Raw genomic sequence first — 24789 nt, 5'->3', positions numbered from 1 at the left:
TGCTTATCGGTCATGTGGCGGCAGGGGGAGGGGATTTCACCGACGTCAGGTAGTGCACGAAGTCATCCGGCGCCACGGCTTTGCTGAAGTAGTAGCCCTGGCCTTCCTCGCACTGATGGGCCTTGAGGAAATCCAGTTGTTCGAGGGTTTCCACCCCTTCGGCGATGATGGTCAGTTTCAGGCTCTTGCCCAGGCTGATGATGGCGCTGACCAGCGCTGCGTCGTTGATGTCACGGCTCAGGCCACGAATGAACGACTGATCGATTTTCAGCACGTCGATGGGAAAACGCCGCAGGTAACTCAGGCTGGAATAACCGGTGCCGAAGTCGTCGATGGCCAGCCGCACCCCCATGGCCTTGATCCGGTTCAGGGCGGTGACCGTGGCATCGACGTTCTGCATCAGCACGCCTTCGGTGATTTCCAGCTCCAGCAATGACGGGTCCAGACCGGTTTGTTTCAGGACCTGTTCAATGCCTTCGACAAAGCCTCGTTGGCGAAAGTCGATGGCCGACACATTCACCGACATGCACAGCCTCGGCAGCCCCGCCGCCTGCCAGGCGCAGGCTTGCCGACAGGCCTGGGCCAGCACCCATTTGCTCAACGGTACGATCAAGCCGCTGTCTTCGGCCACGCCAATGAAGTCCGTCGGGTAGACCCAGCCATGCCCCGGTTTCTGCCAGCGAATCAAGGCCTCTGCGCCGACTACCTCACCGGTGCCCAGGTCGAGCTTGGGCTGGTAATGCAGGACAAATTCGTCCCGCTCCAATGCCAGGCGAATGCCCGACTCGATGGTCTGCTGGTCCCGGGCGCGCTGGTTCATTTCTTCGATGAAAAAGCGGAAGTCGTTGGGGCCGCTTTCCTTGACGTGACGCATCGCGGTTTCGGCTTTCTTGATCAGCGCGATCGCATCGAAGCCATCATCGGGGTATATGCTGATGCCCAGGCTGGCGGTTACGCTCAGGTCATGGCCGGCGATGTGCTGGGTCGTGCCAATGGCGTTCAAGAGTTTTTCGGCGATGCCTTTGGTCTGCTGGGGATGGCGGATGTCAGCGAGGATCACCACGAACTCATCAGCGCCGTAGCGAAACACCGAATCGGATTCGCGCACCGTGGACACCAGGTTTTGCCCGACCCGTTTGAGCATCTCGTCACCGGCCGGATGGCCCAGGGCATTGTTGATGCGCTTGAAGCGATCAAGACCCAGGAACATCACCGCCAGCTGCTTGTCATGGCGGCGCGACAACGCCAGGGACTGGTTCAGTCGATCTCCGAGCAACGTGCTGTTGGGCAGCTCGGTCAGTACGTCGTATTGCAACAGGTGGGACACCTTGAGCAGTTCGTGGACCCGCGCCTCGATGGTTTGCTCCAGGCTTTGCACTTTTGTCTCCGCGTCCTGGGTCATCTGCCATTTCCAGGTCAGGGCGCTGGCCATCTGGCGGATTTCCAGACTGTCGAAGGGTTTTTTCAACACCAGTAACTGGTCGCCGAACTCCAGCCGTTCAGCCATGTCCTCCCAGCTGTAATCCGAATAGGCGGTGCACAGCGCGATTTGCAGGTGCGGGTCGATCTTCCAGAGCTGTTCGATGGTTTCCAGCCCGTCCCAACCCGGCGGCATGCGCATGTCGGTGAACGCCATGGCGTAGGGGCGACCTTCGGCCTGGGCCCGCTGGACCAGCTCAAGGGCTTCCTGGCCCTGGTAGGCGGAATCGAGCTGGAAGGTCAGCCGAGCCGGCTGTTGCGTGCCGAACAGCGCCTCTTCAGTGCCAGCCAGGGTCTGCTCACCTTCAGAGTCCGGGCCGAGGATCTTGCGAAAATCCTCATGAATCGAAGGCGTGTCGTCGATGATCAGGATGCGCCGGTTGGTCCGGACGGACGACGTTTTCATCACTTGTCCTCCGTGGCGTGCGGGTTGTCCAGGATCGGTCCGTGGCTTGCGGGCACGATGCTGCCGGCTTTGAGCAACTGGGCGGCTTGTTGGCTGCTGACCGCTTTACTGAAAAAGTAACCCTGTGCGTTCATTGGCGAGCCTGTGGCCATCAGCGAACTGCGCTGTTCCTGGGTTTCGACACCTTCGGCGATGATTCCGATCCCTACTTCTCGAGCGAAATTGATGATTGCGCGCAACGTGTTGGCACTTGCCGGGTCGCGGGCAGCGGTGTCGATGAAAGCCTGGGCGAGTTTCAGGTGATTGACCTGGTAGGTCTTGAGGTAGTCGAACGAGGAGTATTCGGTGCCGAAGTCGTCGATGGCGATCTTCACCCCCAGCTCGCGCAGGCGTGGCAGCACGTCGTTGTGGGTCCATTTGGTCTGGGCCAGGGTGGCTTCGGTGACATCGAAGCGCAGGTCCCAGGCGCACAATTCCCAGCGCGCGGTGGTGCGCAGTACGTCATAGATCAGCTCGGGCCCGCTTTTCAGTTGGGCCAGGGACAGTTTGATGGCAATCACCGGGGGCGCCATGCCTTCGTCGCGCCACAGACGCATTTGCTGGCAGGCGCGATCCAGCACCCAGTGCCCGAGGGGGATGATGGCGCCGGTTTTTTCCGCGGCCGGCAGGAACGCCGACGCTTCCAGCAAGCCGCGCTCGGGGTGGTTCCAGCAGACCTGGGCTTCCATGCCGAGGATCTTGCCGCTGCTCAGGTCGACTTCTGGCCAGTATCTGAGTTCGAGTTCTTCATGGTCGATGGCCGTGCGCAGTTCGCTGGCGATGGTCATGCGCTCGACCACCTCCTGATTGATCTCCTCGGAGTGGAAGTGATACTGATTGCGGCCCTTTTCCTTGGAGCGATACAGCGCCATGTCAGCCTGGCTGAGCAAGCCGTCGGCGCTGGTGATGCGCGGCGAATAGCTGCTGATGCCGATGCTGACCGACACCCGCACGTCATTGCCGGCCAGGGAGTAGGGCAGCACCAGTGCGTCGCGGACCTTGGCCGCCAGGGACGCGGACTGGGTCGGGTCGCTGACGTCCAGTTGCAGGATGGCAAACTCGTCGCCGCCGAGGCGGGCGACCACGTCGTTTTCGCGCACACAGGCTTTGATGCGCCGGGCCACTTCCTGCAGCAACAGATCGCCCACCGGATGACCGAGGGTATCGTTGATGCGTTTGAAGTGGTCAAGGTCCAGGTAGAACATCGCGAACGGTGTTGCCCCCCGGCGCGCAGCGGCGAAGGCCTGATGCAGGCGCTCGATCAAGGTGGCACGGTTGGCCAGCCCCGTCAGCCCGTCGGTGCGGGCCAGCAGGGCGATTTTCTCCTCGGCGACCTTGCGTTCAGTGACGTCGATGATGATGCCTTCGACTTCCAGTAAACGTCCTTCGGCGTCTCGCACCGGAATATAGCGGTTTTCGACCCAGCGCCAGGCACCGTCGCCGGTGCGCATCCGAAACTCGATGGACGCGCCACCCGCATGGCGATCCAGCACTCGGGCCATGGCCGTGTCGACTTTCGGCTGGTCGTCGGGATGGATCAACTCCCGGGCCCAGTTGGCCGAGGCGACCAGATTCGCCGCGACATGACCGTACTTGGTGATGTTATGGGAGATGTACATCAGCGGAAACGACGGTTCGCCCCGCAGGCGATACAGAATGGTCGGGCTGTTCTGCACGATGATGTTGGCGTCGGACAGCTCCCGGGTGCGTTCTTCCACGGCCTGTTCCAGCAACGACATCTTCAGTTCGGCGTCTTCGGTCATTTGCCATTTGGCGGTCAGGGCGCTGGCGAGCTGACGGATCTCGATCGCATCAAACGGTTTTTTCAGGATCAGCAGGCGATCGCCCAGTTCCAGGCGTTCATCGATGTCTTCCCAGGAATAGTCGGAATAAGCGGTACAGAGCGCCACTTGCAGCTTGGGATCGACCTGCCACAGCCGTTCGATGGTTTCCAGGCCGTCCCAGCCCGGCGGCATGCGCATGTCGATGAAAGCCATCGCATAGGGCAGGTCGTTGGCCAGCGCTCGTTCAACCTTGTCCAGTGCTTCCAGCCCCTGAAACGCCGAATCGAGCATGAAACTTTGCAGGGTTGCCGTCGCTTGCGTCCCGAACAGGGCTTTTTCGGCGCTGATCAGGTCGTCGTCTTCGGGCGATGGCGGGCTGAGGATCTTGATGAAGTCCGCATGAATAGACGCGGTGTCGTCGACGATAAGTATCCGACGGTTGGTTCGTGCCAGCAGCGTATTCATAGGCATACGCCGGGAGCGGTGGCAATGTGGTGGTGCGGTGTGCTCATAGGGGCATCCTTTCCCTGATCACGTGGCCAAGCGCATAAAGTGGATCCGAGTGAACTGAGCATAGTCGCCTGTGCAGCACTTCGCCCGGTCGCCTGAAACGAATCATTTCCAGGGGCGTCGCTGGAAATCATCTAGCCTGTAGCTCAGGCAGCGCCAGAAACGGAATGTTCTGGCTGATGATTGACGCGACGACGCCCGTTTTGCTTGAGGTAATGCCATGGAAGAGCAACTCCCCACTACTTTTGCCGATAAACCCACGATTCTGCTGGTCGACGACGAGGAGTCTATCCTCAACAGTCTGCGCCGGCTCTTGCGCGGCCAGCCCTACGAAGTATTGCTGGCCACCAGCGGGGAGCAAGCCCTGGATATCATGGCGAAACAGCCCGTCGACCTGGTGATGAGCGATGCGCGCATGCCTAACATGGACGGCGCCACGCTGCTGGCGCACATTCACCAGCGCCATCCCGACACGCTGCGCATTTTGCTGACCGGTTATGCCGACCTGACGATGATCGTCAAAGCAATCAACGACGGGCAGATTGACCGATACATCAGCAAACCCTGGCACGATGAGGAATTGCTGCTGACGTTGCGACAATCCCTCGCCTACCAGCGTTCCGAGCGCGAACGCCTGCATCTGGTGCAGGAGACCTGGGAGCAAAACGAAGAATTGAGGTTGCTCAACGCGACCCTGGAGAAACACGTTGCGTCCCGCACCGCCGAGCTGCAGCAGACCGCCGACATGCTCGACCTGGCCTACGAAGAGCTCAAACACAGCTATGTCACCGGCACCGAGGTGTTCTCGCTGCTGGCCAACCTGCGTTTGCCACCGGCCAAGCAGACGAACCGGCAGATCATCGAACTGGTGCGGGTGTACTGCAAACTCCATGGCCTGGACGAGGGCAGTACCCGCGACCTGACCATGGCCGCGGCGCTTTACAACATCGGCAAGCTGAGCTGGACCGACAGCATGATGACCGCGCCTGCGGACTTGCTGCACCACAACGATCAGGAACGCTATCGCGGTTATCCGAAGCAGAGCGAATCGTTGCTGATGACCCTCGATCCGATGAAGGATGCGGCGCGCCTGATCCTTCACCATCAGGAGCGCTGGGATGGCACCGGTTTCCCCGACCGGCTCAAGGGCGAGGCGATTCCGCTCGGGGCGCGGTGGCTGAAACTGGCGGTGGATTTCATCGAGTTGCAGCGTGGGCTGATCCTTGAGCGCCAGATGAACAGCGATGAAGCCCTGGTCTATATCCGCCAGTACGCCGGTCGTCTCTACGATCCTGATCTGGTGGAGGACTTCATTCAGGTCTGCGCCGCCTACCAGAGCGATGTGTCACTGGCCGATCCGACGGTCAAGGTACTGACGACCCGGGACCTGGCGACCGGCATGATTCTGGCGCGCAACCTCAATGCCGATAACGGCATGCTGTTGCTCAATGCGGGGAAGGTGCTGAGCGGGCCGCTGGTGGAGAAACTGATCGCGTTCGAAGCGATGGAAGGGGCGAAATACAGCGTTTTTGTGAAAGTGCCGGAGGAGGTGGCGGCTGCGCTTCTCGAAGCGGATCCGCTAGTCCAGGCTCAGCCCTGACCCCCTTAACACTGACCCCCTGTGGGAGCGAGCCTGCTCGCGATGACGGCCTGACATTCACCATGGATGTCGACTGAAAGACCGCTATCGCGAGCAGGCTCGCTCCCACAAAGGGCTAGACCGCTATTTTCCCCCGTGACGCCGGCGCGACACCCATGTGATCCTTTGCGCCTTTCACCCAAGGCACGCTCAGATCCATGACACTTTCATCCGCCCCTTCCCCCCGCACCATCCGCATCGCCGCCGCCCTGCTGATCGGCCCTGACGGGCGCACGCTGTTGGTCCGCAAACGCGGCACCGAAGCCTTCATGCAACCCGGCGGCAAGATCGAGGCCCATGAACAACCGGTTCACGCCCTGGCCCGTGAGCTGGAAGAAGAGCTTGGACTGGTCATCGACCCCGCGCACGCCACCTACCTGGGGCCCTTTTCGGCACCGGCGGCCAACGAGCCGGGTTTTGTCGTCCAGGCTGAACTCTTTCAGCTGACCATCGATTCAGACGTCTCGCCCGCCGCGGAGATTGAAGAGGTGCGCTGGATCGATCCGGCCACCGACGGCGATCTCTCGTTGGCGCCATTGACACGGGACCTGATCCTGCCGTTTTATCGGAGTTCTCTTAATACCCCCGCCTGAGTGCTTATTCGTCCTGTTCACTTATTAAGGCAAGTGCGCCTTGTAATAAGTGTATTCATCTAATGGGTCGAATACATATTTCAAATTGATCTGGTTTTATGCCTTCCTACTGTCAGATCTAACAGTAGGAAAAATCTACTTATTCAAATCTAATAGTCCATGTCCTCATGGCGTTGTAGCTGGAAACTTATTGAAGTGGGTCGTGGCTGACTGATTGAGGTCAGTCCTGTCATTCATTTGTGCGGGTAATAAAATGAAAATTTATGTGGCGCTACTGTTAAGTGGGCTCTTCCTGTCTGGGTGTTTGTCTACCCCTTCGACTTCGACTTCGACTTCGACTTCGACTTCGACTTCGACTTCGACTTCGACTTCGACTTCAATGGGCGTGCTGAGCACGAGTTCAGACAATCTTCGCAATGCAATCGGAGACAGTGTCGCGCGGAATTTGACCAGTCGTTACAACTATCTAGCGGCCAGCTGTGTCGGGCCGTCGGCCCCGGCTTTTCTTTGTTCCGGTGTTACCTTACGAATCACTGAGACCAATCCTGCTTATGATCCATGGACTCACTCCAACTTCTCAAGAACAACCGGTGCTGTTTCATTCTCGTGGGTGAGGTCGGATGTAAAATTCTCTAAGACAGTCAACTGGGCAGGCAAGAACGGGTTCATTTTTTATCCGGTTCTGGGTACGCCTGCTGGTAAAGAGAAAGTAGAGGTGGTGTGTTACTTTCCGTGGGACGGGGCTACGTTTTATAGAAGTACGCCCGGTGGCAGGGGGTGTGGAGAAAGTGTCAACACCTACCCGTATCCGGTGGCTAGCAGGCCGTGTCGGGACCAAGGGATCACGACAGCGGAACAGTGGTTGGCCCACGTCAGAAATCCGGCAGGTGCTTCTAGACCCAACGCCTACTCATGTGCATTCATGGTGACGGATAATTTAAATGCCGAGGCCGTCAGGGCCTTCAATGAAGCTATTCGTGTGCCTGTCCTTGATCCGTATTACTTCTTCCTCGATCACACCGAAATGAGAATCAAGGCATGGACTGACTCAGGGCCGACTTTTAACTTGGAGCGCCTGCCTATTGAGGGTTTTTTCTATACAACTAACGGCGCTGCTAGCGGACTGCAAAACGCCCGGATTGATCAGAAAAAATACTACGATAAAACCGGTGGGGTTTTTGTTCCAATCATTCGTATCGACTTTCCAGTTGATAGGAGCGCTCAATTCGTATTCCAGTATTTTGCGGCGGAGCAAAATGTTTTATAGCGCAGTAAATATTTAACGATTAACAATACGTGCAGGCGGCGCAAAGGGTTGAAGCGAGGTCCGTCCCCCGGATCCACCTGCGGCGCCGTCACTCCAGTTGACATGAGGTCGGATCCTGTCGTTTTATCGAGCCTCAGAATCGCGATCGTCTGATCATTTACGCAATGTCTGTTTAACGGAATACGACTGCCCATGATCCCACTTCAAGACTTGCTGATTTTCGCCGCTGCCGCGTTGCTGATGGTGCTGACGCCGGGGCCGAACATGATCTACCTGATCTCCCGTTCGATCTGCCAGGGGCGCAAGGCCGGCGTGACTTCGTTGCTCGGCGTGGTGGCGGGATTCTTCGTGCACTTGTTCGCCGCTGCGGCCGGTTTGACCGCGGTCTTTCTGGCCGTGCCGATGGCCTACGAAGTGTTGAAATGGGCCGGCGCGCTGTATCTGTTGTGGCTGGCGTGGCAGGCGGTCAAACCCGGCGCACGTTCACCCTTCGAAGCGCAGCAGTTGCCGCCGGACTCGTCGCGCAAACTGATCACCATGGGGTTTCTCACCAGCGCGCTGAACCCGAAGATCGCGGTGTTTTACCTGTCGGTGTTTCCACAGTTCATCACGCCTGAGCATGGCTCGGTGTTCACCCAGAGCATCGTGCTGGGCCTGACCCAGATCAGCGTCAGTTTCTGCGTCAACCTGCTGATCGCGATCTTTGCGGCGGGCATCGCTTCGTGGTTCGTCAACAACCCGACCTGGCTGGCGCTGCAGCGTTATTTCATGGGGTTTGTCCTGTCCGCGCTGGCGGTACGGCTGATGCTTGAGCAACGACGGACGGCCTGATCATGTGGATTGAACGACTGGATGCCAGCCATGCGCTGGACTATCGGGCGCTGATGCTGGAAGCCTACGACCTGCACCCGCAGGCCTTCACTTCGAGTGTGCGCGAGCGCGCAACAATGCCGCTGAGTTGGTGGGAGTCGCGCCTGACCAGCAAGCTGGATGTGGTGTTCGGGGCGTTCGAGGACGGCGCGTTGTCAGGCATCGTCGGCCTTGCCTTCGAACCCCGGGAAAAGGCCCGGCACAAGGCGACGCTGTTTGGCATGTATGTGTCCGGCAAAGTCCGGCAGCGCGGGTTGGGTCAGCAACTGGTGCAAGCCGCGCTGGATGAAGCGCAGAACCATAAAGGCCTGCGGCTGATCCAGCTGACCGTCACCGCCGGCAATGAGGCGGCGTTCAACCTGTACCAGCGTTGCGGCTTCGTACAGTTCGGCCTCGAACCCATGGCGGTGCGCGTCGGCGAAGACTACTTCGACAAAATCCACATGTGGCGCGAGCTCTAAACCCACCACAGACCCCTGTAGGAGCGAGGCTTGCCCGCGAAGGCGTCGTGACAGTCGATATCTACTTGGCTGATACACCGCTTTCGCGGGCAAGTCTCGCTCCTACAGCGGTTGCGGTGTGTCAGCGGACTGCGCTGACGCCGTCGAGTGTCGAGAACGATGTGTCCTTGGCCGTCAGCAAGAAGTCGCGCATGTACGGCGCATCCAGCATGTCCGCACGAATCCCCGCATACAGCGTCGCAAACAATCCTTTGTCGCCCAGCCGCTTGGCCTTCACGTAACCCCGCGAGCTGTATTCATGCAGCGCCCAATGGGGCATGCCGCAGACGCCGCGTCCGCTGGCGACCAACTGCATCATCATCACCGTCAGTTCCGAGGTGCGGACCTGCGCCGGTTCGATGTCGGCCGGTTCCAGGAAACGGGTGAAGATGTCCAGCCGGTCGCGTTCCACCGGGTAGGTGATCAGCGTTTCCGTGAGCAGGTCTTCCGGCACGATGTAGGCCTTGTTCGCCAAACGGTGCTGATTGGCCACCGCGAGCATCGCTTCATAGGTGAACAACGGCACGTAGGTGATCCCGGCCAGTTCCAGCGGATCGGAGGTCACCACCAAATCCAGATCGCCACGGGCCAGGGCCGGCAGCGGCGCGAAGGAGAAGCCCGAAGCCAGGTCCAGCTCGACTTCCGGCCAGGCATCGCGGAACTGATCGATGGTCGGCATCAGCCACTGGAAGCAACTGTGGCACTCGATTGCCATGTGCAAACGGCCCGCGGTGCCGCCCGCCAACCGCGCGATATCGCGTTCGGCACCGCGCAGCAGCGGCAGGGTGGCGTCGGCCAGTTGCAGCAGGCGCAACCCGGCGCTGGTGAACCGCACCGGTTTGGTCTTGCGCACGAACAACGGCATGCCCATGCGCTCCTCCAGTTCCTTGAACTGGTGGGACAGGGCCGATTGGGTCAGGTGCAGACGGTCGGCGGCATCGACCAGGCTGTCGGCTTCGCGCAAGGCGTGCAGGGTCTTCAGGTGGCGGATTTCAAGCACCGGGGGCTCCATGAGGAAAACTTGTGATCAACACGAAAAGGTTGAGTTTGTCTCATGTTGGGTTGGCTGTCGACAATAGCGCCATCTTTTACAGGGAGAAATTCACCATGGCTCTGGCCCACACACTTGGTTTTCCGCGCATCGGCGCTGACCGCGAACTGAAAAAAGCCCTCGAATCCTACTGGAAGGGCGACCTCGATCAGGACGCGCTGAAAAGCGTCGGCCGCCAACTGCGCGCCACCCACTGGCAGTTGCAGAAAGACGCCGGCATCGACCTGCTGCCCGTCGGCGACTTCGCCTGGTACGACCAGGTGCTGACCCATTCCCTGACCTTCGGCGTGATCCCCGAGCGTTTCGACAGTGCCAAGGATGCGCGCGGCCTGCCGACCCTCGACACCCTGTTCGCCATGGCCCGAGGCGCCACGGCGGCCTGCTGCGGTGGCGAACACACCCAGGCCCAATATGCCCAGGAGCTGACCAAGTGGTTCGACACCAACTACCACTACCTGGTCCCGGAATTCACAGCTGACCAACAGTTCAAACTGAGCTGGGAACAGTTGTTCGACGAGGTCGACGAAGCCAAGGCCCTCGGCCACAACGTCAAACCCGTCATCATCGGCCCGCTGACTTACCTGTGGCTGGGCAAGGCCAAAGGCAACGACTTCGACAAGCTCGACCTGCTCGAACGCCTGCTGCCGATCTACGGTGAAATCCTCGGCCGCCTCGCCGCCCAAGGCGTGGAATGGGTGCAGATCGACGAACCGATCCTGACCCTCGACCTGCCACAAGCCTGGAAAAACGCCTTCGAGCGCGCTTATCACATCCTTCAATACTCGCCGCTGAAAAAGCTCGTGGCGACCTACTTCAGTGGCCTGGAAGACAACCTCGGCCTGGCAGTCGGCCTGCCGGTGCAAGGCCTGCACATCGACGCAGTGCGGGCGCCGGATCAACTCGGTCAGGTGCTGGACCGTCTGCCGACCTACAAGATTCTTTCGGTGGGCCTGGTCAACGGTCGCAACGTCTGGCGTTGCGAACTGGAGCAAGTGCTCGCGCAACTGCAACCGGCGCAAGAGCGCTTTGGCGACAACCTGTGGGTCAGCAGTTCCTGCTCGCTGCTGCACAGCCCGGTGGACCTGGAACGGGAAGACAAACTCGATCCTGAACTGAAAAGCTGGCTGGCCTTCGCCGTGCAGAAGTGCGGTGAAATCGCCGTACTGCGCGATGCCCTGAACGACCCGCAATCGCCCAAAGTACAAGCGGCTCTGGCCCAGAGCCGAGTGATTCAGACGAGCCGCGCCGAGTCGCCGCGTATCCATAAAGCCCACGTGCAGGCACGCATCAATGCGATCAGCGCAGCGGACAGCCAACGTCACTCGCCGTTCGCCAAACGCATCGAGCAGCAACGCGCTCGGCTGAAACTGCCGGCATTCCCGACCACCACCATCGGCTCTTTTCCGCAGACCGGTTCGATCCGTCTGGCCCGCCAGGCGTTCAAGCAAGGCAAGCTGTCGGCCAACGATTACACCGACGCCATGCACAGCGAAATCCGTCACGCCGTGCAAGTCCAGGAACGCCTGGGCCTGGACGTGCTGGTGCACGGTGAAGCCGAGCGCAACGACATGGTCGAGTACTTCGCCGAGCAACTGGACGGCTACCTGTTCACCCGTTTCGGCTGGGTGCAGAGCTACGGTTCGCGCTGCGTCAAACCGGCGATCATCTACGGCGACCTGAGCCGTCCGAACGCCATGACCGTCGACTGGATCACCTATGCGCAAAGCCTGACCGACAAGGTCATGAAAGGCATGCTCACCGGTCCCGTGACCATGCTGATGTGGTCGTTCCCGCGCGAAGACGTCTCGCGCAAAATCCAGGCGCAGCAGTTGGCGTTGGCCCTGCGTGATGAAGTGGTCGACCTGGAAAGTGCCGGCATCAAGATCGTGCAGATCGACGAAGCCGCGTTCCGCGAAGGCTTGCCGCTGCGTCGGGCGCAATGGCAGGAATACCTGGACTGGGCGGTGGAAGCCTTCCGCTTGAGCGCCTCCGGTGTGCGCGACGAAACCCAGATCCATACCCACATGTGCTACAGCGAATTCAACGACGTGATCGAGTCCATCGCGGCGATGGATGCCGACGTGATCACCATCGAAACCTCGCGATCGGACATGGAATTGCTCGAGGCCTTCGAAGCGTTTGACTACCCGAACGACATCGGGCCGGGCGTCTACGACATCCATTCGCCACGGGTGCCGGACACGGCTGAGATGGTCAAGTTGATGAGCAAAGCCGTGAAGCGCATTCCGGCCGAGCGATTGTGGGTGAACCCGGATTGCGGTCTGAAGACCCGGGCGTGGCCGGAGACCGAGGCGGCGTTGGTGAACATGGTGGCGGCGGCGCGGCAGTTGCGCAGTCAGTTGGCTTAGCCGATGTAGCGTCTGTTCGGACGCCATCGCGAGCAGGCTCGCTCCCACATTGGATCTAGGTCGATCACAAATATTGTGTACGACATCAATCCTGAGGGAGTGAGCCTGCTCGCGATGAACGATAACGCGGTCCCGAAAAATGACCGCTCGGCAGTCTTCATCAAACTGTCACGTAACTGTGGCAGCGCGCTTGATCAAACTTCATCAGACTCGCGCTCTACTGGGGTTCTGCGTTTCGGTGTTTTTTCATGCGTGCATTCATTTTTCTGGCCTTGCTGTTGTTTGGCCTGCCGTCTTTGGCGGCGTCTCGTTGCGATGTCAATGTTCCCACCCAACAGGCCGATCTGGCGCAGGTGAGCCTGGCGTACCAGAGCATCGGCCGTGCGTCCGACCCGGCGTTGTTGCTGGTGATGGGCCTGGGCGGGCAGTTGATTCACTGGCCGGACGAGGTGGTGGTCGCGCTGTGTCAGCAGGGTTTTAGGGTGATTCGTTATGACAATCGCGACGTCGGCCTCTCGACCTGGCGGCAAACGCCCGCCGACGCCAACCTGACGTTTGAAGTGCTGCGCTACAAACTCGGTCTGCCGGTGGCGGCGCCGTACACCTTGACCGACATGGCGGACGACGCCTTTGGCCTGATGGATGCGTTGAAGGTTGAGCAGTTTCACGTCTTGGGCGCGAGCATGGGCGGGATGATTGCCCAGCACATGGCGGCGATGGCGCCGCAACGGGTCGAGAGCCTGACCCTGATCATGACCAGTTCCGGGGCCGAAGGCTTGCCGGCGCCGAGTGCGGCGTTGGTGCAGTTGTTGTCGCGGCGTAGCGCGCCGAATCGCGAAGTGGCGCTGGAACAGCAGGCCGATTTGCTGGCAGCGCTGGGCAGCCCGACCGTCAGTGATGATCGGCAAGCGTTGCTGCATCAGGCGGCGTTGTCCTATGACCGGGCGTTCAACCCGGAGGGCGTGAAGCGCCAGATCATGGCGATCCTCGCCGAGCGCAGTCGTGTGGCGCTGCTTAACCAGTTGCGCGTGCCGACGCTGGTGGTTCACGGCACGGCGGATCCGCTGTTGCCGGTGATGCATGGCGTGCACTTGGCGGCGCACATTCGTGGCAGTCAGTTGAAGCTGATTCCGGGGTTGGCGCATCGATTCCAGGAAGCGTTCAAGGCGCCGTTGCTGGCGGCGGTGTTGCCGTATCTGCAGGCCCACCGCGAAGACACTTCGCATTGGGCACAGATCGATCCGGTGCCCACTCCGAACCTCCTGTAACCCCCCAATCCAACTGTGGGACAAAACCCTGTGGCGAGGGAGCTTGCTCCCGCTGGGCTGCGAAGCGGCCCCAATCCTGCGCATGCGGTGTATCAGGCAAACCACATTGGCCGGTTTTACGACTGCTGCGCAGCCGAGCGGGAGCAAGCTCTTATCAAACAAAAAATAACCCATTGTTTTTGCTCTTGAAAAATCATGCTGCTTTGACCAGTTGCATGCCTAGCTTGCGCGCTTTTCGCTCCAGAGCGCGCAGCTGTCGGCTGCGGCTTTTTTCTTCAAACTCTTCAATTCCCTTCTCAACATAGGGCTGCCCCTTGGTCAGCATGGCGTAAATCAGCCGCGCCAATTGGTGTGCGGTGGCTTTGATCGCGCAACGGGTGTCCATCCGCGTCAGGCGGGCGCGGTGGCTGGCGCCGATGAAACTCTTGTCCTGTCGCCCATTGGAAGCCGCTTGCTTAAGCGCTTGAGCTGCTCGATTAATGATTTTCGGTGCTTTCCCTGGAAGCGGTTTACCTCCTGATATCCGCGTAGGCGGTGCCACGCCCAGCCAGGAACAAAAGTGCTGAGAGGTGGGAAAACGTGACAAATCCGGCCCCAATTCACTGGCTAATACCAGCGCCGTATCAATCCCGATGGTGGGAATAGCCGTCAGGTCCACACCCATTACCTTGTTCAATGCCCGGTGCAACGCTTGCTGTTGGTCGGTCGAGCGGTGCGGGCTGCGCAGCGGCTTGCCGGGTGCCACTGGTTCATGCTCAAGAACAGGTAGTCGCTCAAGTGCCTGGGCGATGGCCCGGTCACACTCGGCGATCTGGGTTTCCAGAAAGTCATGGCAGGCCAATTCCTGACTCAGAGCATGCAAGTGCTCGGCTCGCCAGTTGCCATGCAAACTGCGGGCAATGGTCGCCTGATCTGCCTTGATGCGCCCGTCTTTCATCGTTGCGAGTTGTTCAGGGTTACGCTCGCCGCCGACAATAGCCCGCAAAATCTTCAGGCCCGTCACCCCGGTGATATCGCTGATGACTTGGGCCAGCTGGATGTTCATCTGGCTCAAGGCTTTTTGCATGCGATTGATGGACTTGGCTTGATCGCAGACTTTATTGGCTCGCTGACGGACCAGAGAGCGCATTGAGCAGATTTCATCCGAAGGGCGAAACGCACCGCTGAGCAGACCATGGGTCATGAGCTGCCAAATCCACTGGCAGTCGAGCACATCGGACTTGCGACCTGAGGTCTGCCGGGTGGCGCGCGAGTTGACGAGGTAAACCTCGAATCCGCGTGCATCCAGCACTTCGAAAAGGGGGATCCAGTAGACCCCCGTCGCCTCCATGGCCACCACGTTGATGTTCAGTGACTGGAGCCAGTCGGCCAAAGCAATCAAGTCGTCGGTGAAGGTGGAGAATTGACGAACAGGTGAATCACATCGCCCTGAATCCACGGCGACCCAGTGTTCGCGAAGGCCGACATCAATGCCGGCACAGTGATGATGGATAATCTCAAAACGCTTTTGGTTCTTGCGCGCCATGACAATTCCTCGCAGGATTGAACAACGCGCGCGGGGTACACGGTGGCGAACGGATTCACTCTCTTATACGAGGTCATGGCTTACGCCATGCCGTCAGCGACTCCACGCCGATACCGTGCAGGCCACTCTCCCTCTCGGGTGCTGTCACACCAGTGCTGGTTACGGCCTTTGCCCCGCGCGCGTTCTTCAAACTTTACGATGAACCTGTTTGCTGCGCGACAGCGCGGCGTCGAAGACGGCGCGGGGCCTCCCTCGCCACAAAAGCGCCTCACTCCAGTCGAGTTATGTCGATGGAACGAAGTTATCCAGCATCCGGTTCACCGCCAGTTCACCCAGCATGACGGACTGCTGAATGCCCAGCACAGTGTTGCGCTGCGGGCCTTCCAGCAACCCGGCGAAATCACTCAGCATCACGCTCGCTGACGCCAGGGATTCGCAGGCGTTGGCCAGCAGGGTTTCTTGATCGATGTCGGGGGCGATGATGTAGATGGTGCTCGGCCGGCGTGGGGTGTCTTTGGGGATGACCGGTTTGAGGTAGTAATCGAGGGCGCGGTCGGCGGCTTCGTTGAGTTTTTTGGAGTCCGGGGTTTCGTAGGGGGAGACGTCGTCGGTTTCCGGTGGGTTCGGAGTAATTTTGAACATGGGGTATTTTTCCTAATAGTAGAGCCGCAACCTGTCTCGCTACTAAACGGAGGGGTGGCAGCTGTGCGCAAGTTAGTAGACCGGTAAAATACGCCCAAAACCCGGCGCGCCCGAGGGCGCCATGCGCACAGCTACCATCAAGTGCAGGTGAAAACCTGACGGGATGACACTTGTGCAACCGTAAGCGTATTAGCCGGGCTACTAAACCCGATCACTGGGAATCAGTGACACGAACCAAGTTACCGACGGCCACCCAGGCGCACAAGCCAGCGGATTCTGACGTTGTTGTAGGCGACGGCGCAAGGCGCTGTAGCTTTCAGGAAGTAACCTTAAACAGAACTAAACACCCCCTCCCAAACACCCCCGATCCCTGTAGGAGTGAGCCTGCTCGCGATGGCGGTGTATCAGTCAACATCAATGTTGAATGTCAGACCGCAATCGCGAGCAGGCTCACTCCTACAAGGGACCTGCGCGCGCCAGTCTTCGGGTGTATTGTTCCAGCTTTCCGCGCGATCCAAGCCTGCGAGGTGAATGATGAGTACCCCCCTGAAAATCGATTTCGTCAGCGACGTGTCCTGCCCATGGTGCGTGGTCGGTCTGTATGGCCTGACCCGGGCCCTGGATTTGCTGGGCGATGAGGTCCAGGCCGAGATCCGTTTCCAGCCGTTCGAACTGAACCCGAAAATGGGGCCGAAAGGGCAGAACATCACCGAACACATCACTGAAAAGTACGGCTCGACCCCGGAGCAGTCGCAGAAGAACCGCGAGATGATCCGCGCCCGTGGCGCCGAGGTCGGGTTCGCGTTTCGCACTGATGGCAACAGCCGCATCTACAACACCTTTGATGCGCATCGGTTGTTGTTTTGGGCAGGGTTGGAAGGGTTGCAGTTCAATCTGAAGGAAGCGCTGTTCAAGGCGTATTTCACTGAGGGCGGCAATCCGTCGGATCACAAGCAGTTGGCGCTGATGGCTGAAAGCGTGGGGCTGGATCGGCAGCGGGCGGAGGCGATTCTGGCGTCCGATGAATTTGCCAAAGAGGTGCTCGAAGAAGAGCAGTTGTGGCTGTCGCGCGGGGTGAGTTCGGTGCCGACGGTGGTGTTCAACGGGCAGTACGCGGTGACGGGCGGGCAGCCGGTCGAGACCTTTGTCGGGGCGATTCGGCAGATCATGAGTGAATCGAAGGGCGGGACCGTGAGCTAATTACCGGGAGTGCTTCTGTGGCGAGGGAGCTTGCTCCCGCTGGGCTGCGAAGCGGCCCCAATGTCAGCACCGTTGTAGCCAGGCAGACCGCATTCGCTGGATTTACGACTGCTGCGCAGCCGAGCGGGAGCAAGCTCCCTCGCCACAGGGGGAGCGGTTACCTGACGATTTTGTCGACATGGATGCCCAGTTTCTTCAGGCGATACCAGAAGCTGCGCTCGGAGATCCCGATCAACTGCGCCGCCGCAGCCTGTACACCATTGCTCTGCGCCAGCGCCGCCAGAATGTAAGCCTTCTCGACCTCCGCCAACGCGGCTTCCAGATCCGCCGGCACGCTGCCTTCGGTGACCAGCGCACCGCTGGTGCCGGCATTTGAGGCAAACAGATACGCCGGCAAATCTTCCTCTTCAATCACCGCCCCCGACGCGACAATCGTCGCTCGTTCCACGCAGTTCTGCAGCTCACGAATATTCCCTGGCCACGAATAATGGGCCATGGCCTGCAAGGCTTCCGCGCTGAATCCGGTAAAACGCTTGCCTGCCGTGGCGCCCAGGGTGTGAGCAAAATGCCTGGCCAGCGGCGCGATGTCTTCCACACGTTCGCGCAGGGCCGGCAAGGGAATCGGGAACACATTGAGGCGGTAATAAAGGTCCTCGCGAAACTCCTTGTTGGCCACCGCGTCCAGCAGGTTCTTGTTGGTCGCGGCAATCACCCGCACATCGACCTTGCGCTCGCGCGGATCGCCCACCGGCTCGATCACCCGTTCCTGCAAGGCCCGGAGGATTTTCGCCTGCAAGGCCAGCGGCATTTCGCCGATTTCATCAAGGAACAACGTGCCTTTGTCAGCCTGCATGAAGCGCCCGACGCGATCCGCCACGGCGCCGGTAAACGCGCCTTTGCGGTGACCGAACATTTCGCTTTCCAGCAACCCTTCCGGGATCGCCGCACAGTTCACCGCCACAAACGGTTTGTCAGCGCGGTTACCGTGTTTGTGGATCGCCCGGGCGACCATTTCCTTGCCGGTGCCGCTTTCGCCGGTCAGCAGAATCGTCGCGTTGCTTTCGCGCACGGAATCGATGGCGTGCAGCACCCGGCGAAAACTCGGGCTGTCGCCGATCAGGCTGTCGATCTGCTGATGCTCATCGAGCTCGGCGCGCATGCGCTGGTTGTCTTTGAGGATGTCGCGAAATTGCAGGGCCTTGCTGACGGTGATGTCCAGTTCGTCGATGTCGAACGGCTTGGCGATGTAGTCGAAGGCGCCGTTGCGCATCGACTGCACGGCGTTTTTCACCGTGCTGTAGGCGGTCATGACGATCACCGGCAGCTGCGGAAAACGGCTTTTGATTTCCGCCAGCAACTGCGGGCCGTCCATGCCGGGCATGCGCCAGTCGCTGATCACCAGGTCGATGTCCTCGCACTCCAGCACCTTGAGCGCGTGCAAGCCGTTGCCGGCGATGAACACCTGGATGCCGTTCTGACCCAGGGCCGATGCCAGCAGGTCGCAGAGCTTGGGCTCGTCATCCACCACCAGTACGTTATGTGTCATCGCTGCCCTCGTCGAAGTCTTCACCGTTGGCCGGAATGTACAGCGTGAAGGTGGTCCCGGCATCTTTTTCACTGACGCATTCGATGCGCCCGTCATGACCTTCCATGATCGAGAACACCTTCGCCAGCCCCAGGCCGGTACCCGAAGCCTTGGTGGTGACGAACGGCGTGAAGATCCGTTCGAGCATATCCGGTTCGATGCCCTGGCCGGTGTCGCTGATGCTGATTACGGTGTACGGCGATTCGCTGCTGATCGCCACGGTCAGCCGTCCACCGTCGGGCATGGCGTCGATGGCGTTGACGATCAGGTTCAGGCCGGCCTGCTTGAGTTGCCGCGCGTCGACATGAAGGGTCGCGCCGGGGGCCTGATCGTCGATGTGCACATCGATGTTATGGCTGGCCAGCTCCGGGGCGCAGAAGCCGATCAGGTCATCCACCAGCGGTCGCGCCGCCTGGGTCGAACGCATCGGCGCGCTGGGCTTGGCGAAGTCGAGGAAATCGGTGATCAGGTCGTTGATGCGGCTGACTTCACTGACCACGTATTCCAGGTGACGCTTGTCGGTCTCGGGCAAATCGGCGCGCCGGTGCAGCAGTTGCGTGGCGGTCTTGATGATGCCCAGCGGGTTGCGGATTTCATGGGCCAGGCCCATGGCGACTTCACCCAGGGCATGCAGACGGTCGCGGCGGCGCAGTTGCGATTCCAGGTGCTGTAACTCGCCGAGGCGTTCGCTCATGTGGTTGAAGGTGCTGCTCAATTCCGCCAGTTCGTCGCCGCCGGTGACCGCCAGGCGTTGGCGGTAATCCCCGGCAATCACCGCTTGCACGCCTTTGGACAACCCGCGCAACGGCTTGGTCAGGCGTTGCGAAACAATCCAGCCGACCGCCAGGGACGCCGCCGAGCTGAGCAGGAAAATCAGGATGAACAGGTTGCTCTGGTTCACCAGCCCGACCAGGCTGGTGTGGCGCAGCAGACCGCTGAAAATCACGCCTTGCAGCTCACCGCTTTCATTGAGGATCGGCCGGTAGATGCCGCTGTAGCGATTGGTGAATTGTTCAATCGGCTGCTTGGTGCTGCGCAGGGTCTGTTCGATTTTTTCCGGTACCGCCGCCGGGTGATCTTCGAAGCGCTGGGTGGAAAAGATCTCCGAGAAGTCATCGGCCTTGGCCAGGTACAGGCGCAGGTCGAGGGAGTGCACATCGGCGACGCTGGTGAGGAAACTACTGTCCAGATAGGTGGCGATCACCAGTTTGTAGTCGATGCCGTCCTGATCGGTCTCGAAGGTCGAGACCACCGTGCCGGTGGGGATGCCGCCAACTTGCAGGGTCTGCAACAACGCCTTGGACTCGGTGCTGATTTGCCGGACGATGTCATCGGCGGCGGTGCTGAACACCACTTTGTGATCGCTGTTGCGCACCAGCGCCACCACGTCGATACCCATGGAATCGGCGATGTCGGTGGTCAGTTTGTCGTGCTTGCTCGATAACCGGTCCGTCGGCGGGCGGGTGTAGCGCAGGAACAACTGCGCGGCCCGGGCGTTATCCCGGCGGATCTCGGTGATCTCGTCCTCGACGATCTGGGTCGATTCCTGCAGCCAGATCCGCACGTTGCTGTCGAAAATCTGCGACAGGGTGGTGGCCGCCAGTTCTGCGGCGATCATGGTCGGAATCACGCTGACCAGCCAGAACGCCAACACCAGTTTGCGCTGCAGGCTCCAGCCGGAGAGGGCGAAAGGTCGGGCGGTGGCGGGGCGGTTTTTGATCATGAAGTTTCGCTTAATGCAGCAGCCATGGCAGGGTCGGAGCGGTCCGGTCGAATGAACATTTTCACCAGTCGCAACAGACCGTCGAGCACTCGGTTGCGATGGCGGAAAAACACGGTGTTGCCGGTGAACGAGCAACCCAGGCGCAGCTTACTGGCATAGCCGGCCTGACCGCACGTGTAGATCGGGATGCCGTGTTCAATACAGTAGTCGACATTGGCCAGCCAGCTGCGCACGTACAGATTGTGCTCGCGGGTTCGGGTCAGGTCATGGGCGAAGAATTTGTCGACCAGGCGTTGCTCGTCCAGCAGCACGAGGTTGAACGCTACCAGCTCATCGCCGACCCAGTACAGCACGCACGCGGCGCGTTCATCGAGGTATTCGAGGACCTGGCGGAAGTAGTCCGATGGCAAGCGTTCAAAGGTCAGGTCGCTGCGTGAAAGGGTGGCTTCGTAAAGCGCCATCATGTGTGGGAGCAGGTCTTCCACAGTGCGCCGCCATTCGATACGCGGACCTTGCCCGCGCAACGTGCGGCGCAGGTCTTTACGGGTGGATTTGCCGAGCGTGCCGAGGTAAGCGTCCACGGAGCCAAAACGGATCGGCAGTTCGGCGCTGGGCAGGCCGGGCATGCTTTGCAGACCGGCCGCCTGGCACACCTGCAACCACTGTGGATCGCGATGGGACGCGTCCTTGACCGCCAGCAGACCGATTCCGGCCTGGTCGGCGTCGTTGCGCGCCAGGATTAACAATTGCTCAAGCAAGGCCGGACGCCGTGCGGGGTCGATCTGGCGTGCGGTCCCCACATGGCATTGCTCGGCCACCGGCGAACCGAGGGCGTACAAGCGGACGTCCAACAGCCCCGGCCACCAGCGGCGCAACTGTTCGGTGACGCGTTTACCCGGTCCCTGAACCGTGGTGTCCAGCGAATACGCGGTAGTGAATGCCACTGCCGCCGCGACCAACACCTCGTCTTCGTACAGCGCCAGATAGCGCCACCGGAAATCCGCAATGCCTGCCTGTTCAACGGCCCGGTAATAATCCCAGTCCTCCAGTTCGCCGGGGAAACAGGCATTCCAGGCACTGCGGTCGATGGCTTCGATGGTTGAATAGGCAAGGGCAGTGATCACTTCGTTTCCTTGTAGGAGCGGGCCTGCTCGCAATGGTCGTTAACGATAACGTGGGGTTACAGGAGAAACGCGGCGCTCTTGAGTGCATCGCGAGCAGGCTCGCTCCTACAGGGATTGGGGGACGGCTGCCATGGTGGGTAACAGGGTGGGCATGCGTAGCTTCTTCAAATGTGTTCAGGCCAGTTGCCGATAGTCCTGGCGCATGGGTTGCGGGGCGGTGACTTGTTGCATGAACCGGTGCTGGATGAAGTCCGCGCTCAGCTCCACGACCCGGCGGTATTGCAGGTCGACGGTGATCATGTGATAGCAATCGTCGAGCAGGACTTTCACTACCGGGCCGCCGAGTTTGCGTTCGACATAGTCGGCGTTCCAGCGGCTGGTGATGTCGTCTTCCCGTGAGTGCAGCACCAGCGCCTGGGTAGTGATCTGCGGCATGCGCTTTTTCACCGCGGCCACCAATCGATGCAGTTCCCGGACACTCACGCCGGACATGGTCAGCAATCCGGCATTGGCGCTTTCACCGGCCTTCATCTGCCGTTCGACAATGGCGCGCAAACGTTCGTCCTTGATGCCGAACGGTGATTTTTCGTTGAAGCGGCACAGGTGCACGCCAAACGGAATCGACATCACCAGGCTGCTCAGTTTGGCGACCCAAGGCATGTTCCAGCCGTCGTAGCGCAGGGTGGTCGAATACAGCAGCAAGCCTTTGATCTGCCCCGGATGCTCGGCCGCCAGGTACATCGCCAGCACCGCGCCCATCGACAAGCCACCGACGAACACATGCTCATGCTTGCGTCGCACACCAACAAAGGTGTTGCGCGCGCTCTCGTACCAGTCGTGCCAACCGGTGGCTTGCAGGTCGGCGTTGTCCCCGCAGTGGCCGGCCAGGGTCGGCACATAGACCGTGCAGCCGGCCTTGGCCAGGCCCATCGCGACCCGTCGCAATTCGGTCGGCGTGCCGGTGAGGCCGTGGATCAACAACACCGCGACCTCGCCGTTGCCGAGAACGAAACCGGCGCTGCCTTCGCCCATGTCGATCTCGTCTGCCCTTGAAAAAGAGGGGTTCATCGTTTCATCGCCCGATCAAGCAGACGGTCGAGCAGCGCGATGCCGAGGTCGATCTCCGGGTAGCTGATTTCCAGCGACGGCGCGAGGGTGATCACGTTCTTGTAGTAACCGCCCACATCGAGGATCAGGCCCAAGCGTTTGCCGTCAATTTCGATGTCACCTTTCATGCCTTCTTCGACCATGAAGTCGAGCGTTGCCTTGTCCGGCGTAAAGCCGTCCGGCCCGCAGATTTCACAACGCAGTGCCAGGCCCAGGCCATCGACGTCGCCGATGATCGGGTAGCGTTTCTGCAAGTCTTTCAAGCCTTCGAGGAAGTATTTGCCCTTGTTCATGACCCTCTTGCCGTAATCGACTTCGCTGGTCATCTTGAACATTTCCAGGCCGACCGCCGTGCCCAGCGGATTGGAGGCGAAGGTCGAGTGGGTCGAGCCTGGCGGAAAGATTTTCGGGTTGATCAGCTCTTCCCTGGCCCAGATGCCGCCCAATGGGTTGAGACCGTTGGTCAAGGCTTTACCGAAGACGATGACGTCCGGTTTGACATCGAAGTGCTCAATCGACCACAGCTTGCCGGTGCGCCAGAAGCCCATCTGGATTTCATCGACCACCATTAAAATGCCGTGCTGGTCCAGCACATGCTTGAGTTCGCTGTAGAAATTCATCGGCGGAATCACGTAACCGCCGGTGCCCTGGATCGGCTCGACGTAGAACGCGGCGTATTCGCTCTGGCCGACTTTCGGGTCCCAGACGCCGTTGTATTCGGTCTCGAACAGGCGGGCGAATTGCTGCACGCAATGGCTGCCGTACTCTTCCTTGGTCATGCCTTTCGGGCCCCGGAAGTGATACGGGAACGGGATGAAATTGGCGCGCTCGCCGAAGTGGCCGTAGCGGCGGCGATAGCGGTAGCTGGAGGTGATCGACGACGCACCGAGGGTGCGACCGTGGTAACCGCCCTCGAAGGCGAACATCAGGCTTTTGCCATTGGTGGCGTTACGCACGACTTTCAGCGAGTCCTCGATGGACTGCGAACCGCCGACGTTGAAGTGCACCCGGCCGTCGAGGCCGAACTTCTTTTTCGCGTCCACGGCGATCATTTCCGAGAGCTCGATCTTGCCCTTGTGCAGGTACTGGCTGGCAATCTGCGGCAGGGTGTCTATCTGCTGTTTCAGCGCATTGTTCAGGCGCGGGTTGGCATAACCGAAGTTGACCGCCGAGTACCACATTTGCAGGTCGAGGTAGGCCTGGTCTTCGGTGTCCCAGACGTAGGAACCTTCGCAGCGGCTGAAAATGCGCGGCGGATCGATGTAGTGAACGGTGTCGCCGTAGGAGCAGTACTTGGCTTCTTTATCCAGAAGGACCTGGTCTTCAGGTGTGGCGATTCGAATATCAGACATGATGGAAGCGTTCCTGTGTTTCTACGTTGAAAGAGGTGGCGTTGGCGGCGCTGGCGCTTGGCAGCAGGGCGAGCAACGCAGGCAGATCGGCGAAGCTGTCGAAGCGGGCGTAGGCGATGCCGTTGCGCTCGCAGTGCTCGGCCAGGCGATCCTTGGCGAATACGAAATCGGCGGTAGCGGCCACGCACATGTCGGACTGACCGTCGCCGATCACCAGCACCCGTTTGGCGCTGGGGGTGGATTTGCATTTGCAGTTGCCGGACGCGGCGCGGCAGGCATCGCTTGCGTGAGGGAAGTCGATGCGCCAGCTCTGGTGGTCGAGCTGCCGCAGGCGGTTGGCGAGGATCGGCAAAAGGCTGACGTAGTGGCGCGCCAGGATCCGTGCAATGCCTTGCTCGATGCCGTCGCTGACCACTTCAAGGGAAGCGCCGAGGCCGATGACGTGGTCGACGAAGTCAGGGAAGTCCGGGTCGATCTCGATGGTGTCGAAGAACCCGAGCAGTTCGCCCGGTGTGGCCTTGACCAGCGAGAGCTGGCGGCTGAGGCATTCACGGGAACCGATGTCACCCGCCAGCCACTCGTTTTCGATCGCTTCCCAGCTCGGGTCGGCGAACCGTTGGAGGATGCTGTCGATCACGTCGGTGCGGGTGATGGTCCCGTCGAAATCACACACGATATGCCAGTCAATCATCTGTTGTACCTATCTTGGCAGGAGGCGCTGTTTGCGCTTGCCAAGGGGGTAGAGCAGGGACTGTG

The 24789-nt window shown here is 60.1% G+C and carries 19 protein-coding genes; 8 read left to right on the top strand and 11 right to left on the bottom strand.

Annotated features, from left to right (window positions below; all coding sequences use genetic code 11):
- Nucleotides 1–10 precede the first annotated feature (10 nt).
- Nucleotides 11–1885, bottom strand: a complete 1875-nt coding sequence (locus tag RHP74_RS24965) for a bifunctional diguanylate cyclase/phosphodiesterase (protein WP_010457731.1) — start codon at nucleotides 1883–1885, stop codon at nucleotides 11–13.
- Nucleotides 1885–4179 carry a bifunctional diguanylate cyclase/phosphodiesterase gene (locus tag RHP74_RS24960; protein ID WP_154912501.1) on the bottom strand — a complete coding sequence of 765 codons (2295 nt, stop codon included), beginning with the start codon at nucleotides 4177–4179 and terminating at the stop codon, nucleotides 1885–1887. Before RHP74_RS24960 ends, RHP74_RS24965 begins: the two co-directional genes overlap by 1 nt.
- A 259-nt stretch (nucleotides 4180–4438) precedes the next feature.
- Between RHP74_RS24960 and RHP74_RS24955 the strand changes: the two genes are divergently transcribed.
- From RHP74_RS24955 to RHP74_RS24935, 5 genes are all read left to right on the top strand, one after another.
- On the top strand, nucleotides 4439–5818 hold the full coding sequence (locus tag RHP74_RS24955; RefSeq protein WP_311096548.1) for an HD domain-containing phosphohydrolase: 1380 nt from the start codon (nucleotides 4439–4441) through the stop codon (nucleotides 5816–5818).
- Nucleotides 5819–6015: 197 nt separating this feature from the next.
- Nucleotides 6016–6450: an NUDIX domain-containing protein gene (locus RHP74_RS24950; protein WP_311096547.1), complete on the top strand. Its 435-nt coding sequence runs from the start codon at nucleotides 6016–6018 to the stop codon at nucleotides 6448–6450.
- Between the two features lie 862 nt (nucleotides 6451–7312).
- On the top strand, nucleotides 7313–7717 hold the full coding sequence (locus tag RHP74_RS24945) for a hypothetical protein (protein WP_311096546.1): 405 nt from the start codon (nucleotides 7313–7315) through the stop codon (nucleotides 7715–7717).
- 192 nt (nucleotides 7718–7909) lie between these two features.
- Nucleotides 7910–8548 carry a LysE family translocator gene (locus RHP74_RS24940; protein ID WP_010457727.1) on the top strand — a complete coding sequence of 213 codons (639 nt, stop codon included), beginning with the start codon at nucleotides 7910–7912 and terminating at the stop codon, nucleotides 8546–8548.
- A gap of 2 nt (nucleotides 8549–8550) precedes the next feature.
- A complete protein-coding gene (locus RHP74_RS24935) occupies nucleotides 8551–9048 on the top strand; it encodes a GNAT family N-acetyltransferase (protein ID WP_010457726.1) in 498 nt (165 codons plus the stop codon).
- Nucleotides 9049–9169: 121 nt separating this feature from the next.
- Here the strand turns inward: RHP74_RS24935 and metR are convergent, their stop codons facing one another.
- Nucleotides 9170–10087, bottom strand: a complete 918-nt coding sequence (gene metR, locus RHP74_RS24930; RefSeq protein ID WP_221107237.1) for a transcriptional regulator MetR — start codon at nucleotides 10085–10087, stop codon at nucleotides 9170–9172.
- 107 nt (nucleotides 10088–10194) lie between these two features.
- Between metR and metE the strand changes: the two genes are divergently transcribed.
- Nucleotides 10195–12507, top strand: coding sequence for a 5-methyltetrahydropteroyltriglutamate--homocysteine S-methyltransferase (gene metE / locus RHP74_RS24925; RefSeq protein WP_010457724.1), 2313 nt, complete (start codon nucleotides 10195–10197; stop codon nucleotides 12505–12507).
- Nucleotides 12508–12755: 248 nt separating this feature from the next.
- On the top strand, nucleotides 12756–13775 hold the full coding sequence (locus RHP74_RS24920) for an alpha/beta fold hydrolase (protein ID WP_010457723.1): 1020 nt from the start codon (nucleotides 12756–12758) through the stop codon (nucleotides 13773–13775).
- 193 nt (nucleotides 13776–13968) lie between these two features.
- On the opposite strand, the gene RHP74_RS24915 is transcribed toward RHP74_RS24920, so the two are convergent.
- Together RHP74_RS24915 and RHP74_RS24910 are read right to left on the bottom strand one after the other, a co-directional pair.
- On the bottom strand, nucleotides 13969–15300 hold the full coding sequence (locus RHP74_RS24915) for an IS110 family transposase (protein ID WP_304875483.1): 1332 nt from the start codon (nucleotides 15298–15300) through the stop codon (nucleotides 13969–13971).
- A 282-nt stretch (nucleotides 15301–15582) separates the two neighbouring features.
- Nucleotides 15583–15942, bottom strand: coding sequence for a DUF6124 family protein (locus RHP74_RS24910; protein ID WP_311096545.1), 360 nt, complete (start codon nucleotides 15940–15942; stop codon nucleotides 15583–15585).
- Between the two features lie 534 nt (nucleotides 15943–16476).
- Between RHP74_RS24910 and RHP74_RS24905 the strand changes: the two genes are divergently transcribed.
- The gene (locus tag RHP74_RS24905) at nucleotides 16477–17142 is read left to right on the top strand and encodes a DsbA family oxidoreductase (protein ID WP_311096544.1); all 666 of its coding nucleotides are present in this window, start codon (nucleotides 16477–16479) and stop codon (nucleotides 17140–17142) included.
- A 157-nt stretch (nucleotides 17143–17299) separates the two neighbouring features.
- Here the strand turns inward: RHP74_RS24905 and RHP74_RS24900 are convergent, their stop codons facing one another.
- The 6 genes from RHP74_RS24900 to RHP74_RS24875 all read right to left on the bottom strand — a co-directional run bounded on the left by RHP74_RS24900 (nucleotide 17300) and on the right by RHP74_RS24875 (nucleotide 24724).
- Nucleotides 17300–18688 (bottom strand): sigma-54 dependent transcriptional regulator, encoded by a 1389-nt coding sequence (locus tag RHP74_RS24900; protein WP_311096543.1) that lies wholly within the window; start codon nucleotides 18686–18688, stop codon nucleotides 17300–17302.
- Complete coding sequence (locus RHP74_RS24895; RefSeq protein ID WP_311096542.1) at nucleotides 18678–20450, bottom strand: ATP-binding protein; 1773 nt, start codon at nucleotides 20448–20450, stop codon at nucleotides 18678–18680. The genes RHP74_RS24900 and RHP74_RS24895 overlap by 11 nt, the downstream gene beginning before the upstream one ends.
- Entirely contained in the window at nucleotides 20447–21574 is a 1128-nt protein-coding gene (locus RHP74_RS24890) for a GNAT family N-acetyltransferase (protein ID WP_311096541.1), read from the bottom strand. Before RHP74_RS24890 ends, RHP74_RS24895 begins: the two co-directional genes overlap by 4 nt.
- A 174-nt stretch (nucleotides 21575–21748) precedes the next feature.
- The gene (locus RHP74_RS24885) at nucleotides 21749–22642 is read right to left on the bottom strand and encodes a carboxylesterase (protein WP_042932618.1); all 894 of its coding nucleotides are present in this window, start codon (nucleotides 22640–22642) and stop codon (nucleotides 21749–21751) included.
- A complete protein-coding gene (locus RHP74_RS24880; RefSeq protein WP_010457715.1) occupies nucleotides 22639–24033 on the bottom strand; it encodes an aspartate aminotransferase family protein in 1395 nt (464 codons plus the stop codon). The genes RHP74_RS24885 and RHP74_RS24880 overlap by 4 nt, the downstream gene beginning before the upstream one ends.
- Nucleotides 24026–24724, bottom strand: coding sequence for an MtnX-like HAD-IB family phosphatase (locus RHP74_RS24875; protein ID WP_010457714.1), 699 nt, complete (start codon nucleotides 24722–24724; stop codon nucleotides 24026–24028). The genes RHP74_RS24880 and RHP74_RS24875 overlap by 8 nt, the downstream gene beginning before the upstream one ends.
- Nucleotides 24725–24789: the final 65 nt, after the last annotated feature.

Origin of the sequence: Pseudomonas sp. SG20052 (assembly GCF_031766055.1) — a bacterium.
Taxonomy (GTDB): domain Bacteria; phylum Pseudomonadota; class Gammaproteobacteria; order Pseudomonadales; family Pseudomonadaceae; genus Aquipseudomonas; species Aquipseudomonas mandelii.
Note: the sequence above shows the minus strand (reverse complement) of the source record. Positions and strands in the feature narration are given on the sequence as shown.

Excerpts from the sequence above, each read along its gene's own strand:
- RHP74_RS24955 (WP_311096548.1), top strand. The coding sequence starts at position 4,439 with ATGGAAGAGCAACTCCCCACTACTTTTGCCGATAAACCCACGATTCTG.
- RHP74_RS24960 (WP_154912501.1), bottom strand. The coding sequence starts at position 4,179 with ATGCCTATGAATACGCTGCTGGCACGAACCAACCGTCGGATACTTATC.
- RHP74_RS24920 (WP_010457723.1), top strand. The coding sequence starts at position 12,756 with ATGCGTGCATTCATTTTTCTGGCCTTGCTGTTGTTTGGCCTGCCGTCT.
- RHP74_RS24875 (WP_010457714.1), bottom strand. The coding sequence starts at position 24,724 with ATGATTGACTGGCATATCGTGTGTGATTTCGACGGGACCATCACCCGC.
- RHP74_RS24900 (WP_311096543.1), bottom strand. The coding sequence starts at position 18,688 with ATGACACATAACGTACTGGTGGTGGATGACGAGCCCAAGCTCTGCGAC.
- RHP74_RS24965 (WP_010457731.1), bottom strand. The coding sequence starts at position 1,885 with ATGAAAACGTCGTCCGTCCGGACCAACCGGCGCATCCTGATCATCGAC.
- RHP74_RS24950 (WP_311096547.1), top strand. The coding sequence starts at position 6,016 with ATGACACTTTCATCCGCCCCTTCCCCCCGCACCATCCGCATCGCCGCC.
- RHP74_RS24905 (WP_311096544.1), top strand. The coding sequence starts at position 16,477 with ATGAGTACCCCCCTGAAAATCGATTTCGTCAGCGACGTGTCCTGCCCA.
- RHP74_RS24910 (WP_311096545.1), bottom strand. The coding sequence starts at position 15,942 with ATGTTCAAAATTACTCCGAACCCACCGGAAACCGACGACGTCTCCCCC.
- RHP74_RS24940 (WP_010457727.1), top strand. The coding sequence starts at position 7,910 with ATGATCCCACTTCAAGACTTGCTGATTTTCGCCGCTGCCGCGTTGCTG.
- RHP74_RS24915 (WP_304875483.1), bottom strand. The coding sequence starts at position 15,300 with ATGGCGCGCAAGAACCAAAAGCGTTTTGAGATTATCCATCATCACTGT.
- metE (WP_010457724.1), top strand. The coding sequence starts at position 10,195 with ATGGCTCTGGCCCACACACTTGGTTTTCCGCGCATCGGCGCTGACCGC.
- RHP74_RS24880 (WP_010457715.1), bottom strand. The coding sequence starts at position 24,033 with ATGTCTGATATTCGAATCGCCACACCTGAAGACCAGGTCCTTCTGGAT.
- RHP74_RS24885 (WP_042932618.1), bottom strand. The coding sequence starts at position 22,642 with ATGAACCCCTCTTTTTCAAGGGCAGACGAGATCGACATGGGCGAAGGC.
- RHP74_RS24935 (WP_010457726.1), top strand. The coding sequence starts at position 8,551 with ATGTGGATTGAACGACTGGATGCCAGCCATGCGCTGGACTATCGGGCG.
- RHP74_RS24895 (WP_311096542.1), bottom strand. The coding sequence starts at position 20,450 with ATGATCAAAAACCGCCCCGCCACCGCCCGACCTTTCGCCCTCTCCGGC.